The organism is Sphingomonas flavida (assembly GCF_036663655.1).
Taxonomy (GTDB): Bacteria; Pseudomonadota; Alphaproteobacteria; order Sphingomonadales; family Sphingomonadaceae; genus Sphingomonas.
On record NZ_JAXOJH010000009.1, the window covers coordinates 1 to 14419 of the forward strand.

Sequence of the window (14419 nt, forward strand, 5' to 3'; positions counted from 1 at the left end):
CCTCAAGCATTTCCGACGCTTCGCTACTCGCTACGACCGCCGCATCATCCACTTCACCGGCTTCGTCCACCTCGCCGCCGCCATGATCTGGCTACGATGAATGTCGATCCGGCCTAGTATCCCACAAGAGACGGCGTAGGAGGGGGCATTCACCATCACGGGCGAACACCGCATGGCGGTTCAGCGCCGTGGAACCGAAATTTCCCAACGATCGGAGTATCCAGTTTCATCCGGCCAGGGGCACCACTTCCGGTCAAGACGGGGCATCGACCTGCACCATATCGTGCGGTCGGCCATGGGCCGGGATGCGTCGGGCGCCGACGGCTTCGCCGATCAGGAGCAGCGCGGGGTCCTTGTGGCCGATGGTCCGAGTCAGGAAGCCCAAGGCATCCAGGCGGCCGGTGATGAGGCGTTCGGTGGGGAGCGATATGTTCACCGCGATCATCACCGGCGTTTCGGCAGGCATGCCTGCGGCGATCAGCTGGCGTGCGATTTCGGGGGCGGCGGCGCGGCCCATATAGACGGCGAGCGTCGCATCCGGCGCGGCGAGCGCCGACCAGTCGAGCGATAGCGGCTCGCCTGCGCGCAGATGCGCGGTGACCAGGGTCAGTCGGCGGGACAGGCCACGCAGGGTCAGCGAGATCAGGCCGGACGCCGCCGCCGCACTTGCGGCCGTGATGCCGGGACAGATCCGCACCGGGATACCGGCGGCACGGCAGGCGTCGATCTCCTCCGTCGAACGGCCGAAGATCGACGGGTCGCCACCTTTCAGCCGGACGACGCGCTTGCCGGACAAGGCTGCGGCGACGATCAGCCCGTCGATCGTGCCCTGATTTCTGGAGTGGCGGCCCGATCGCTTGCCGACGCTCGACAGTTCCGCCGTCCCGGGCACGAGCGCCAGGATGTCCGGGCCGACCAGTGCGTCGTAGAAGACGATGTCGGCCGCCGCGATCAGCCGTTCCGCCTTGCGGGTTAGCAGGTCGGGATCGCCGGGGCCCGCCCCGACCAGCCAGACCGAACCGGCGGGAAAGTCATCCATGCGCATGGGCAGGCTCCTGGGTTTCGCCGAGCAGGCGGGTGAGGGCGGGGCGGCACGATCCGCAATTGGTGCCCGCGCCCAGCGCCGCGCCGATCGCGGCAACGTCGGCCAATTGCTGGTCGCGGATCGCGGTGACGATGGTGCGCACGCCGATGTCGAAACAGGCGCAGACGATGGCGCCGCGATCGACCTGTGCGCCCGGCGCGCGTCCGGCCAGGATCGTGGGCGCGACTTCGGCGGCGGTTAGTTGTGCGATCAGCCAGTCGCGGGCGGGCAGTTCGCCGCGTTCGGTCAGGAACAGGGCAGCGACCAGGCGAGCTCCGGCGATCACCGCGACGCGGCGCGATCCCCGCGCGGGGTCGGTGGCTTCGATCCGCTGGCCCTTGGGCAGCAGGGCGTCGAGCTGCGCCGGGTCGCCGTCGCCCGCCACTTCCCACAGCCAGCCGCCCGGAACCGCGATGCGCGTCGCCCAGAGGCAGTCGGGTGCGGCGATCGCTTCACCGGTCAGGATCGCAAAGCCCCGCCAGCGGGGCATGACGGCCGCGATGCTGGCGGGCGTGCGCTTGAAGCCGGGCTGGCCCGAATGGGGATCGGTCAGCGGGCGGGGGAGCAGGCCGGTACGCCCGCCGGTCGCGGTTCGGTCGGTCCAGTGGATGGGCACGAACAGCTCGCCCGGCCGTTGGCCCGTGTTGACCGACACGCGATAGAGGCTTTCCCCCTGCGGCGTGCCGACCCGCGCCAATCCGCCATCGGTCAGGTTCAGGCGGGCTGCGTCATCCGGGTGTACCTCGACCAAGGGCTCCTCGCGGTGCCGGGCCAGCTTGGGGGCAAGGCCGGTTCTGGTCATCGTATGCCAATGATCGCGGTAGCGCCCGGTGTTCAGCGTCATCGGCCAGTCGCGCAGCGGCGCAGGGAGCGCCTTCTGAGCCACGGAAACCAGGCGGGCGCGGCCGTCGGGCGTGGGGAAACGACCATCGGCAAAGGGCACATCGCCCCATCGGAACGGCGCCATCACGTCATAATCCCCATTGCCGCCGCTTGACCGGCCGGGCAGAGCGAACAGGCGCGAACCGTCGTTTTCATAACGGGATAGGCGGCAATGCTCGCGCCAGATCTCGGCTGGACGGTCAAAGGCGAAAGCGGTTTTCCAGCCCATGCGACGACCGACTTCCTTGACGATCCACCAATCGGGTCTGGCCTCGCCGGGCAGCGGGAACAGCGCGCGCTGGCGGCTGACCGTGCGATCAGAATTGGTGACGGTGCCATCCTTCTCGCCCCAGGCGGCGGCGGGCAGGCGGACATGGGCGTTCACCGAACTGTCCGTCTCGGCGACCACGTCGCTGACCACGACAAAGGGGCAGGCGGCCAGCGCCTCGCGCACCGACCCGGCGTCGGGCATCGAGACGGCGGGATTGGTCGCCATGATCCACAGCGCCTTGATCCGGCCCTGGCCCAGTTCGCGGAACAGGTCGACCGCCTTCAGCCCCGGCTTGGGCGCGATGGTGGGGGAGGCCCAGAAACGCTGCACCCGCGCGCGGTTTTCGGGTGCGAAATCCATATGCGCGGCAAGAGTCGAGGCGAGGCCGCCCACCTCGCGCCCGCCCATCGCATTGGGCTGTCCGGTGATCGAGAAGGGGGCCGCGCCCGGTTTGCCGATCCGGCCGGTGGCGAGGTGGAGGTTGAGGATCGCGTTGACCTGGTCGGTGCCAGCCGTCGACTGGTTGATCCCCTGGCTGAATAGCGTGACGGTACGGGGGGTTGCGGCAAACAGCTCGTAGAAGCGGCGAAGATCGGCGGGCGCGACGTCGCAGGTCCTGGCGACCGACCAGAGATCGCTGCCCTCCTCCAGCACAGCCCAGAATTCCTCCGGCACCGCGACCGACGCGCGCAGATAATCCTCGTCCACCACGCCTGCCGTCCGCGCCCAGGCGAGCGCGCCGTTCATCAGCGCCACGTCGCTACCGGGCCGGATGGCTAGGTGAAGGTCGGCCTGCTCCGCCGTCTCGGTGCGGCGTGGATCGACGACGACCAGCTTCGCGCCCGCATCGCACCGCTCGCGGATACGCTGATAGACGATCGGGTGGCACCAGGCGGTATTGCTGCCGACCAGCACGATCAGGTCGGCAGCGTCGATATCCTCATAGGAGGCGGGCACGATATCCTCGCCGAACGCACGGGTGTGCCCCGCGACCGCACTCGACATGCACAGGCGCGAATTGGTGTCGATATTGGCCGAGCCGATAAAGCCCTTCATCAGTTTGTTGGCGACATAATAGTCCTCGGTCAGCAACTGGCCGGAGACATAGAAGGCGACGCTGTCGGGGCCGTGCTGCGCGATGGTCTGGCGGAATCGCTGGACGACCAGATCGAGCGCCTTGTCCCAACCGGCGCGGCGCTTGCCGATCATCGGATGGAGCAGGCGGCCCTCCAGGCCCACTGTTTCGCCCAGATGCGTGCCCTTGGAACAGAGCTTGCCGCGATTGGCGGGGTGGTCGGGGTCGCCCTCGATCCTGACGCTGCGGTCGCCGGTCACGGTGGCGCGGATGCCGCAGCCGACGCCGCAATAGGCGCAGGTGGTGCGGATCATAAATCCTCCCCGGCACGGGGAGGGGGACCAGCGAAGCTGGTGGAGGGGGCGTGCGGTGAGAGGCTGACGGCATTATGGAGAGTGAAGCCTTTGCGGCGCCCCCCCTCCACCATGCTGCGCATGGTCCCCCTCCCCGTGCCGGGGAGGATCATCACGCCGCAGCCTTCAGGGTGCTGGCGCGGCAGATCAGCACGCGGCCGCCGCTGATCTTCACCGGCACAACAGGCGTGCAGCCCTTGTCCTCGCCCAGCGCCTCGCCGGTCGACAGGCTGATACGCCAGTTGTGCAGCGGACATGCCACCGCGCCGCCGTGAACGATGCCCTGGCTCAACCGCCCATGCTTGTGCGGACAGCGGTCGAGCAGCGCGAAGACCTTGTTCTCGCCGGTGCGGAAGACGGCGATGTCGTTGCCGCCCTCGACCTGAACCGTGCGGCTGCCGCGGACCGGGATTTCGTTCACCCAGCCGATATCGAGCCATTCACCGATCATGCCATCTCTCCAACCGGCTGGAAGCGCGCCATCGGCGCATGGATTTCGCGTTCGGCCCCCGCGACGCGCTCGGCCCAGGGGTCCTCTTGCGAGAATTGTTGCGAGAAGAAGAAGCGGCGGGCGAGTTCGGCGCGCGCCGCCTCGTCAGGCAGGAGGCGCGACTGGATGTAGGCCAGCCCGACCCGCTCGATCCACGGCGCGGTCCGCTCCAGATAGCGCGCCTCCTCGCGGTAGAGCTGGACGAAGGCGGCGCACATCTCCATCGCCTCCGCCTCGGTCGCGACCTTGCAGAGCAGGTCGGTGGCGCGGACCTTGATCCCGCCATTGCCGCCGACATGGAGTTCGTAGCCGCTGTCGACGCAGACCACGCCGAAATCCTTGATCGTCGCCTCGGCGCAGTTGCGCGGACAGCCCGACACCGCGATCTTGAACTTGTGCGGCATCCACGACCCCCAGGTCGCCCGCTCCAGCTTGACGCCCAGCCCGGTCGAATCCTGCGTGCCGAAGCGGCACCATTCGGAGCCGACACAGGTCTTCACCGTGCGCAACGACTTGCCATAGGCATGGCCGCTGACCATCCCCGCGGCGTTCAGATCGGCCCAGACGGCGGGCAGATCCTCTTTCCTGATGCCGAAGATGTCGAGCCGCTGCCCGCCGGTCACCTTGACCATCGGCGCGTTGAACTTCTCGACCACATCGGCGATCGCGCGCAGTTCCTTCGGCGACGTGATCCCGCCCCACATGCGCGGCACCACCGAATAGGTGCCATCCTTCTGGATGTTGGCGTGCATCCGCTCGTTGACGAAGCGGCTCTGCTGGTCGTCGACATAGTCGCCGGGCAGGGCGCAGAGGAGATAGTAATTGAGCGCCGGGCGGCAGGAGGAACAGCCGTCCGGCGTCGACCAGTGCAGCTTCTGCATCACCTCCGGGATCGAGCGCATGCCCTGCGCGACGATCTCGCGTCGCACATCGTCATGGCCGAAGCTGGTGCATTTGCACATCGTCTTCGGGCCCGCTTCCACCTCGTCGCCCAGCGTGAGCGCGAGCAGCGTCTCGACCAGCCCGGTGCACGAGCCGCAGCTCGCCGACGCCTTGCAGGTGGCGCGGACGGTGTCGAGGCTGTGCGCGCCCTTGGCGATGCACGAGACGACCTGGCCCTTGGTGACGCCGTTGCAGCCGCAGATCTCCGCCGTGTCGGAGAGCGCCGCAACGGCCGACTTAGGGTCCGCTTGCCCCCCTCCCGAGGCGAAGGCCTGGCCGAAGATCAGCGCGTCGCGGATGTCGCCGATGCTCTCGCCCTTTTTCAGCAGGTCGAAATACCAGTTGCCGTCGGCGGTATCGCCATACAGCACCGCGCCGACGATCCGGTCGTCCTTGACCACGACGCGCTTGTAGATGCCGCGCGCGGCGTCGCGCAGCACGATATCCTCCGCGCTGTCGCCGCCGCCGAAATCGCCCGCCGAGAAGACGTCGAGCCCGGCGACCTTCAGCTTGGTCGCGGTGGCGGTGGGACGATAGCCGGACGGTGCGTCGGTCAGCGCATCGGCGAGGCTGCGGCACATGTCCCAAATCGGCGCGACCAGGCCATAGACCTGTCCGTCATGCTCGACGCATTCGCCGACCGCCAGGATGCGCGGATCGGACGTGACCATATGGTCGTCGACCTTGATGCCGCGCCCGACCTCCAGCCCGGCGGCGCGGGCAAGCGCGACCGAGGGGCGGATGCCGACCGCCATCACCACCAGGTCGGCGGCGATCTCGCGCCCGTCCTTCAGGCGGATCGCCTCGACCTTGCCGTCGCCCAGGATCGCGGCGGTGTCGGCACCGGTCAGCACGGTCTGGCCGCGCGCCTCCAGCGCCTGTTTCAGCAGCCAGCCCGCCGCCTCGTCCAGTTGCCGCTCCATCAGCGTCGGCATCAGGTGGAGGACGGTGACCGTCATGCCCCGCAGGCTCAGGCCATGCGCCGCCTCCAGCCCCAGCAGGCCGCCGCCGATCACCACCGCGCTGCCGCCCCGTTCGGCGGCGGCGAGCATATGCTCGACATCCTGCATGTCGCGGAAGCTGATGACGCCGGGCAGGTCGTGGCCGGGCACCGGGATGATGAACGGGTCGGAGCCGGTCGCGATCAGCAGCCGGTCATAGCCGGTGACGATGCCGCCGCGCGTGGTGACGGTGCACGCGTCGCGATCGATCGCCGTCACCGGATCGCCGCTGACCAGCGCGATGCCGTGATCGGCATACCAGTCATGGCCGTTGATGACGATCTCGTCGAACGTCTTCTCGCCCGCCAGCACCGGCGACAGCATGATCCGGTTATAGTTCACCAGCGGCTCGGCGCCGAAGATGGTGATGCGGTAGCGGTCGGGATCGCGGGCCAGCAATTCCTCGACCGCGCGGCAACCGGCCATGCCGTTGCCGATCACGACCAGATGTTCGCGGGTGTCCACCTTCGCAGGGGTGACGACTTCGTGTTTCATCGGTTCGATCCGTGGAAGAGAGGAAGCATCAGATCCGCACGCCATCGGCCGCGCCCCAGCTGCGCCGCCAGCGGCCCTTGACCAGCATCAGCCCGGCCAGCGCCACCAGCGAGAGCGCGGCGAAGATCAGGAACCCGCTGGAGAAGCTGCCCGTCCACTGCTTGGCGAGGCCCAGCGACGAGGCGAGGTAGAAGCCACCGATGCCGCCCGCCATGCCGACCAGCCCGGTCATCACGCCGATCTCGGCGGCGAAACGCTGCGGCACCAGCTGGAACACCGATCCGTTGCCGACACCCAGGGCCAGCATCGACAGCACGAACAGCGCCAGCGAGGCGGCGAACCCGTCGACCATCGCCACGCCGGTCAGCGTGACGGCGGCGGCGGTGAACACCGCGAGCAGTGCTTTCACCCCGCCGATCGCATCGGCCAGCGCCCCGCCCATCGGCCGCACCAGCGACCCGGCAAAGACGCAAGCCGCCGTGGCGTAACCGGCCTGCACCGGGGTCAGCCCGAAACGGTCGGTGAAATAGATGGGCAGGCTGGCGGCGAGGCCCACGAACCCGCCGAATGTGACGGCGTAAAAGCCCATCAGCCACCAGGCATCGGCCTGTTTCAGCGGCGCGAGATACTCGACCAGGCGGCGCGGCGGCGGCGCGCCCGGCGCATCCTTCGCCATCACCATATAGGCGACGAACACCAGGCCGAGCGGCAGGCAGGCCAGGCCCAGCACCGCGTTCCAGCCGAAGATCTTGGCCAGGCCCGGCGCGAACAGCGCGGCCAGCACCGTGCCCGAATTGCCCATGCCCGCCAGGCCCATCGCCTTGCCCTGATGCTCGGGCGGATACCAGCGGCTGGCCAGCGGCAGCGCGATGGCGAAGCTGGCGCCCGCAAAGCCCAGGATCACGCCCAGCACCAGCGTGCCGCCAAAGCTGTTCACCCCCAGCACCCAGGCGGAAAAGAGACCCGCGATCACGATGATCTGGCTGATCGCCCCGGCACGCTTCGGCCCGATCCGGTCGACCAGCAGGCCGTTGACGACCCGCAGCACCGCGCCCGCCAGCGTCGGTACGGCGACCATCACGCCCTTTTGGGCGGGCGTCAGGCCCAGGCTGGCCGATATTTGCGGGGCGAGGGGGCCCAGCAGCACCCAGACCATGAAGGCCAGGTCGAAATAGAGGAATGCCGCGATCAGGGTCGGCGTATGGCCGCTCGACCAGAAACTGCCGTCATCCGCCTTTCTCTTTTCGGTGTCGTTCCAGAATGCCGTCGCCATCGTGCCGCCTCCGTGGGGCCTGGCCCCAAAACGAAAAAAGCCGCCAGGACGCGGGGCCCTTCGCGGGTCGCATCCTGGCGGCTTCATTGCCTCCAAGCGGAAAACGGGGACGTCCCCGTATCCGCCAGCGTGCCACCCCGTCGTTGGAGTGGCTTACGCTGCTATCTCGTGTCCGACGCCATTGCCGGACGAGTGGAAAGTTGCCTGATTCGCAGGCGGCGCGCAAGTCCCTTTCGCAATCGCAGCAATCGCATCTCCATTCCTCCCCCTCGCGGCGGAGAAATATCAGGGGAGGCTCGCCAGATATCCGGGAATATCGTCCGGATCGAACGCGCGCCCGTCGAAGAACCGGTCGCTGCCCAGCACCAGCCGCCCTTGCGTCGATCCCGCCCCGATCGGCTCGACCAGCGCGCCCTCCAGCTTGGAGCTGGCGCCGGGCAGGGGGGCGCCCGATCCGGCCAGTGCGGCGCGGTACAGGTCGGGACGGAACACCGCCTGCGCGGTGGCGGCGTCGGATGCGGCGAAGGTCATCCCCTCCCACCGCACCATCTGCGCATAAAGCCATGCCGCCTGGCTGCGCCAGGGGAAGTTCGCCGCCTCGCGATACTGGAACATGAAGTCGGGATAATGGACCGGCTCGGCGTCCGGCACCACGCGGATGCGGTCGGTGATCGCGCGCAGGATCGCGGCGACCGGCGCATCGAGATATTGGGGGCGGGACAGGATGGCGGCACTGTGTTCGACCGTCTCGGGATCGACGAAATGCGCCGCCGCGGCGTGCAGCGCACGGATCAGGCGGAGGACGCCGTCGCGACGCTCCTCGGCCCGGTCGGCGCGCATCGCCAGCACCTTTTCCACGCCGCGCCGCCAGATTTGCGCCGTCGCCAGCGCGATGCGGCCGACGCCGCGATCGACCGCGATCGCATTCCACGGCTCACCGACGCAGATGCCGTCCACCTCTCCGGCGGCCAGCGCGTCGGCGGCGAAGGGCGGGCTGGTCACGATGATCGTCACGTCGCTGTCCGGGCGGATGCCGACCCCGGCCAGCCAGTAGCGCAGCATGTAATTGTGGCTGGAATGCCGATGCACCACGCCGAAGCGCAAGGGCCGCTCCGCATCGCGCCGGGCAAATGCCACCCGCTTCAGGGCCGCGCCGATCGCGGCCGGATCGCCCAGCGTCTCGCCCAGGCCCATCGCGTCGCCCAGCGCGGTCGACACGGTGACGGCATTGCCGTTCAACCCCAGGACGAAGGGCACCGCCATCGGCACCGCCGGGCGATCACGACCAAGCGCGGTGGCGATCGCCAGCGGCGCGACCAGATGCGCCGCGTCGGTATGGCCATAGAGCAGCCGGTCGCGCACCGCCGCCCAGGTGACGTCGCGGACCAGCGCGATCTCCACCCCCTCGGCCTCGGCGAAGCCCAGTTCGCGCGCCAGGATGGGCAGGGCGGCGTCGACCAGCGGCAGGAAGCCGATGCGGAACGGGTCGAGGCTCATGGCAAATCTCCCATCAGCTGCTCGCTGGTCACGATCGCCTCGGCCACGTCGGCGATGCGGCGGTTGCTGGTCATGGCGTGGCTGCGCAGCAGGGCATAGGCGGCGGGTTCCCCCAGCCCCCGCCGGCGCATCAGGATCGCCTTGGCGCGGTCGATCACCTGCCGGTCGGCCAGCGCGGTCTTCGCCTCGGCCAGTTCGGCCTGGAGCCGCGAAAAGGCCTGGAAGCGGCGCACCGCCAGGTCGAGGATCGGCTTGATCCGCTGCTTGGCCAGGCCGTCGACGACATAGGCCGACACGCCCGCATCGATCGCCGCCATCGTCGTCTCGGGTTCGGACTGGTCGACGAACATCGCGATCGGGCGGTCGAGCGCGCGCGACATGGCGAAGAAATCCTCCAGCACGTCGCGGCTGGGATTTTCCAGGTTGATCAGGACGACCTCGGGCGCGGCCCGCTCGACCTGTGCGGCCAGCGGTCCGGTGGGATCGATCACCACCAGATCGGTCAGCCCCGCCTCGCACAAGCCATCGGAGATGATCGCCGCGCGCGTGCTGCTGGTATCGATGATCGCGATCCGCATGGCGGCTTGATGCCGCGTCATTTGCCGCTCGACAAGGGCGGCGTGGCGGACAATCACGCTTGCGTGGCGAAATGTCGGACTATAGGTGGGCAAGGTCACATGGTTCGGGTCGATCCCGTCCGATGACAGAGCGGGGGGATGTCGTCGATGCGTGATCTGGGCCGATCGCCGAGCCTGCGCGTGCTGCGCCTGATGCTGGTCGCGGGGGCGATGGTGGTGGGCATCCAGGCGCTGCGATCCGCGCCGCAAGCGGTCGGCGCCGCGCAGGACGCCCGAACCGCGGCCTTGCCGCTGTCGGGCGATATCGTGCCCGCGCACGATCCGGTCCTGATCCGCGAAGGCGGCCGCTATTACGCCTATTCGACCGGGCAGCGTGAACGGCAGCCCCTGGTCGCTCGCACCTCGCGCGATCTACGGCACTGGACCGCCATCGCCTCGCCACTGGCGACCATCCCCGACTGGGCGCTGGCGCGCGTGCCTGGCGCCAGCGAGATGTGGGCGCCCGACATCGCCAAGGTCGGCAATCGTTACCGCCTCTATTACTCAGTGTCTCGTTTCGGACAGCAAAGCTCGGTCATCGGGCTGGCGACCGCCTCGACACTGGACCCCGATGGCCCCGATCATGGCTGGCGCGACGAAGGGCTGGTGATCGGCTCGCAGGCGGGCGACCCCTATAATGCGATCGACCCCCATTTCGTGCGCGACCGGCAGGGTGGCGAGTGGCTGAGCTTCGGCAGTTTCTGGGGCGGAATCCAGCTGATCCGACTCGATCCGCGTAACGGCAAACCGGCCAGTGGCGCCAAGCCGGTGATGATCGCGCGGCGCGGGCCGACCGAGCGCGAAAATGCGATCGAGGCGCCCTTTATCGTCGATCATGGTGGCTGGTACTGGCTGATCGTCTCGTTCGACTATTGCTGTCGCGGCGAGAAGAGCAGCTACCATCTGCGCGTCGGCCACGCGCGCAAGGTCGAGGGGCCCTATCTCGACCGGGCGGGCCTGGCGATGCGCGAAGGGGGCGGAACCGTCCTGCTTTGGGCGGATGCCGAGGGGCGGGACCGGTATCGGGGCACGGGCCATGCGGGCGTGCTTCACGACCGCGATGGCCGCGATTACCTGATTTATCATGCGTATGACTCGGCGGCAGCCGGTGCCGCCACCTTACGGATCGCCCGGCTGCGCTGGGACTCGGCGGGCTGGCCGGTGGTCGACCGGTAACCCTGACGCCGTCTGCGCTGTAAAAAGACGGACAAGACGGACCCGGTCCAAATCCTGTTAAGCGCTATCGCTGCGATCGTATTTTTCCGAAAACTATATCTTTGATGGCGCTAACATCCACAGATCGGCGTCACTTCTGACTGTGACTTAAAATCCACGACATGACAGCCGCATCATTATTTTGTCATGGCAGGCTTGACCAAATCCTCCGCTAGTCAGACAAATGGCGTCGAAGGGCACCGAAAGGTCGGGCCTACCAGAGGGGATTTCCTGATGAAGCGTCACGCCTTGTTGCTTTCGGTTGCGTCATTCGCGCTGCTGGCCGCGCCTGCCATGGCGCAGACCGCCACGCCCGAACAAAAGGCCGAGGCGGCCGATCCCAACGCACCGATCGAGGCACAGGCCCCCGTCGCCCAGGAACAGGCGACGGCGAGTGCGGCGGGACGCAGTCCGGGGACGCAGGCGACCGAAAATCTCGACAACAATGTCGACCCGCGCGACATCGTCGTCACCGGCTACCGCGCCAGCCTGGGCAGCGCGCAGGCGATCAAGCGCAATTCCGATGCGATCCTGGACGCCATCGTCGCGCAGGACATCGGCAAGCTGCCTGACAATACGGCGGCGGAATCGCTCGCCCGCGTCACCGGCGTCCAGGTCAGCCGGTTCAGCGACGAAGTGACGCAGGTTCTCGTGCGCGGTCTGCCCGACGTGGCGACGACCTTCAACGGCCGCGACATCTTCACCGCCGAGAACCGCCGCGCCGCGCTCCAGGATTTTCCGGCCGGTGCGCTTGCGGGTCTCGAAGTGTACAAGTCGGGCACCGCCGACCTGCTCGAACCAGGCCTGGCGGGCCTCATCAACGTCCGCTCGCGCCGTCCCTTCGATTTCGAGAAGGGCTTCACGATCGCAGGCGGCATCCGCGGGACGTATAACGACCAGTCCAAGAAGTTCGACCCGTTGGGGAACCTGCTGATCAGCCAGCGTGCCGATACGGCGATCGGTGAAATCGGCTGGCTGGTCAACGCGGCCTATACGCAGGCCCAGTATCGCAACGCCGTGCGCTGGGCCGATGGCTTCGTGACGACCCCCGGCGCGAATTCGACGGTCAGCCCGTCCTCGGTGGGGCGCACCTGGGCGATCCCGGCGGCGGTCGGCGTCTATAACGACAGCGGCAAGCGCTGGCGCCCGGCGGTCAACGCCAACGTCCAGTGGCGCCCGGCGCACAATCTCGAAATCTATTATGATTTCCTCTACCAGAGCTATCGCGGCGAAACCGCCAATGACTGGATGCGCGTGCCGCTGGTCGACGGTTCTCCCAGCTTCAGCAATGTCGTTCTGCGGGACGGCGAGGCGCGTCAGGTCGAAAGCCTGACGAAGACGGGCGGCGTCCGGCCCGAAACCTATCGCAGCACGAACAAGGGCTATACCGACACCTATCAGGTGGCCGTCGGCGGCAAGTGGGACCTGGGTCCGGCACATTTCTCGACCGACCTGGCCTATACGACGTCGCAATATGGCACCAATGAATGGAGCTTCGACACGGCGTTCGCGGGCGCGCCGCAGGCCGATGTCCGCTTCTTCGTCGATGGCGGCTCGTCCTTCAGCCTGCCGGGTTTCGATGCGTCCAACCCCGCCAACTATATCTGGCGCGGTTATTTCGAGAGCATCTACCGGGTCCAGGGCAAGGGCTGGCAGTGGCGCGGCGATCTGGACTTCGACACCAACCTGTCGCTGGTCCCCAAGCTGCAGATCGGCGTGCGCTGGACCGATCGCGATGCCTCGCTGGAACGCGGCAATCGTTATGCCTATACCGAATGGCTGGGCATCCCGCTGAACCAGACGCCGACCGGCACCCTGGCGTTGACCCAGAACGCCTTCCGCGGCAACCAGGGCTTCACCAGCTGGCTGATGCCGTCGCGTGAGGGTATTGCGGGCAACGCCAGTCAGTTGCGTCAATTCTCGATCGACGCGCTCCAGCGGATCATCGCCGGCAACCCGACCGACCAGGGATATCGCGACGCGCTGAACCGCTGGCAGTCGCCACAGGTCCAGTTCGATCCGTTGCAGGAATTCTATGCCACGGAGCAGACCTATGCGTTTTACGGGCAGGCCAAATATGAATTCGATATCGGCGCGGTCCGTGTCGACGGCCTGGTCGGTACGCGCGTCGTCAACACGGTCGGCCGGTATAGCGGCCTGTCGAGCGTCACGTTCAACGGCGTGACCCGTGCAGAGCCGCGCAGCACCAAGGCGAATTATGTCGACGTGCTGCCCAACTTCAGTCTGCGCGTGCGTCCGAACGACAAGTTGCAGGTGCGCTTCGGCTTTACGATCACCCGCACCAAACCCGAATTCAATCAGTTGAACCCGGCGATCTTCATTTCGCAGAATACGGCAACGCCCGTTCCCGACCAGTTGCCCGACACCCGCTTCGGCCCGGGCCTGCAAGGACGCCCCGACGCATTCGGTAATGGTGGCAACCCGGACCTTCAGCCGCTGACCTCGAAGAATTACGACGCCACGATCGAATATTACTTCTCGCCGACCGCCTCGATCACCGCCGCCGCCTTCTATCGCGACCTGAAGGGTTTCATCAGCACTTATGTAAACCGGACGATCGATCCGGTGTACGGCCTGCTGGAGATCAACCGTCCCGAAAATGCCGGTCGCGGCAAGATCAAGGGCTTCGAGCTGGGGGCGCAGACCTTCTTCGACTTCCTGCCGGGGCTGTGGAGCGGGTTCGGCGTGCAGGCGAACACGACCTATCTGATCGGTGAGCAGCAATATCCGGCCAATGTGTTCGCCAGCGCTGGCGGCACGACCGAGCCGCCGTTCGTCAACATCCCGGGCCTGTCGCGCTGGACGTACAATGTCGCGCTGTTCTACGAAAAGGGCGATGTCTCGACCCGCCTGTCGTTGAACAATCGTGACGCGTATCTGAACAGCAACTTCGTCAACGCGCAGGGCGTATACAACGGCGAGGGTGTCGAACAGATTCAGCGCCTGGACTTCTCGTTCAACTACAACATCATGAAGGAGGTCACCGTAACCTTCGACGTGGCCAACCTGCTGGCGCAGCCGTTCAACAACTATGCGCAATATGGTGATGGCCTGCGCTACCCGCGCGATATTCGCGACGAGGGTCGTTATTACGGCGTGGGTCTGCGCTTCCGCTTCTGATCCGGTCGGGTGGGCATCGCCCCACCCGCCACGCCCGCAAGGGCACCTTCGGGGCTGGGACGGCACGGGCCGTTCCGGCCCTT

The 14419-nt window shown here is 67.3% G+C and carries 9 protein-coding genes; 2 read left to right on the forward strand and 7 right to left on the reverse strand.

Annotation, left to right across the window (positions count from 1 at the left end; all coding sequences use genetic code 11):
• Positions 1-253: 253 nt before the first annotated feature.
• The 7 genes from cobA to U1703_RS11390 all read right to left on the reverse strand — a co-directional run bounded on the left by cobA (position 254) and on the right by U1703_RS11390 (position 9941).
• On the reverse strand, positions 254-1039 hold the full coding sequence (gene cobA, locus U1703_RS11360; RefSeq protein WP_443025803.1) for a uroporphyrinogen-III C-methyltransferase: 786 nt from the start codon (positions 1037-1039) through the stop codon (positions 254-256).
• On the reverse strand, positions 1032-3626 hold the full coding sequence (locus U1703_RS11365) for a molybdopterin-dependent oxidoreductase (RefSeq protein ID WP_332785771.1): 2595 nt from the start codon (positions 3624-3626) through the stop codon (positions 1032-1034). The genes cobA and U1703_RS11365 overlap by 8 nt, the downstream gene beginning before the upstream one ends.
• Before the next feature lie 151 nt (positions 3627-3777).
• The gene (gene nirD / locus U1703_RS11370; RefSeq protein WP_175310516.1) at positions 3778-4116 is read right to left on the reverse strand and encodes a nitrite reductase small subunit NirD; all 339 of its coding nucleotides are present in this window, start codon (positions 4114-4116) and stop codon (positions 3778-3780) included.
• Positions 4113-6593, reverse strand: a complete 2481-nt coding sequence (nirB, locus tag U1703_RS11375; protein WP_332785772.1) for a nitrite reductase large subunit NirB — start codon at positions 6591-6593, stop codon at positions 4113-4115. Before nirB ends, nirD begins: the two co-directional genes overlap by 4 nt.
• 28 nt (positions 6594-6621) lie before the next feature.
• On the reverse strand, positions 6622-7866 hold the full coding sequence (locus U1703_RS11380) for a nitrate/nitrite transporter (RefSeq protein ID WP_332785773.1): 1245 nt from the start codon (positions 7864-7866) through the stop codon (positions 6622-6624).
• Positions 7867-8151: 285 nt separating this feature from the next.
• Positions 8152-9363: a CmpA/NrtA family ABC transporter substrate-binding protein gene (locus U1703_RS11385; protein ID WP_332785774.1), complete on the reverse strand. Its 1212-nt coding sequence runs from the start codon at positions 9361-9363 to the stop codon at positions 8152-8154.
• Positions 9360-9941 (reverse strand): ANTAR domain-containing response regulator, encoded by a 582-nt coding sequence (locus tag U1703_RS11390; RefSeq protein ID WP_320452774.1) that lies wholly within the window; start codon positions 9939-9941, stop codon positions 9360-9362. The genes U1703_RS11385 and U1703_RS11390 overlap by 4 nt, the downstream gene beginning before the upstream one ends.
• A gap of 147 nt (positions 9942-10088) precedes the next feature.
• On the opposite strand from U1703_RS11390, the gene U1703_RS11395 reads away from it, so the two are divergent.
• Both U1703_RS11395 and U1703_RS11400 read left to right on the forward strand, forming a co-directional pair.
• Complete coding sequence (locus U1703_RS11395) at positions 10089-11156, forward strand: arabinan endo-1,5-alpha-L-arabinosidase (protein WP_332785775.1); 1068 nt, start codon at positions 10089-10091, stop codon at positions 11154-11156.
• A 273-nt stretch (positions 11157-11429) separates the two neighbouring features.
• Positions 11430-14336, forward strand: a complete 2907-nt coding sequence (locus tag U1703_RS11400) for a TonB-dependent receptor (protein ID WP_332785776.1) — start codon at positions 11430-11432, stop codon at positions 14334-14336.
• The last annotated feature ends 83 nt before the right edge of the window (positions 14337-14419 follow it).

Bases quoted from the DNA above. Each gene is read 5' to 3' on its own strand.
- nirB (WP_332785772.1), bottom strand. From the start codon at position 6,593: ATGAAACACGAAGTCGTCACCCCTGCGAAGGTGGACACCCGCGAACAT.
- nirD (WP_175310516.1), bottom strand. From the start codon at position 4,116: ATGATCGGTGAATGGCTCGATATCGGCTGGGTGAACGAAATCCCGGTC.
- U1703_RS11400 (WP_332785776.1), top strand. From the start codon at position 11,430: ATGAAGCGTCACGCCTTGTTGCTTTCGGTTGCGTCATTCGCGCTGCTG.
- U1703_RS11395 (WP_332785775.1), top strand. From the start codon at position 10,089: ATGCGTGATCTGGGCCGATCGCCGAGCCTGCGCGTGCTGCGCCTGATG.
- U1703_RS11365 (WP_332785771.1), bottom strand. From the start codon at position 3,626: ATGATCCGCACCACCTGCGCCTATTGCGGCGTCGGCTGCGGCATCCGC.
- U1703_RS11390 (WP_320452774.1), bottom strand. From the start codon at position 9,941: ATGCGGATCGCGATCATCGATACCAGCAGCACGCGCGCGGCGATCATC.
- U1703_RS11385 (WP_332785774.1), bottom strand. From the start codon at position 9,363: ATGAGCCTCGACCCGTTCCGCATCGGCTTCCTGCCGCTGGTCGACGCC.
- cobA (WP_443025803.1), bottom strand. From the start codon at position 1,039: ATGGATGACTTTCCCGCCGGTTCGGTCTGGCTGGTCGGGGCGGGCCCC.
- U1703_RS11380 (WP_332785773.1), bottom strand. From the start codon at position 7,866: ATGGCGACGGCATTCTGGAACGACACCGAAAAGAGAAAGGCGGATGAC.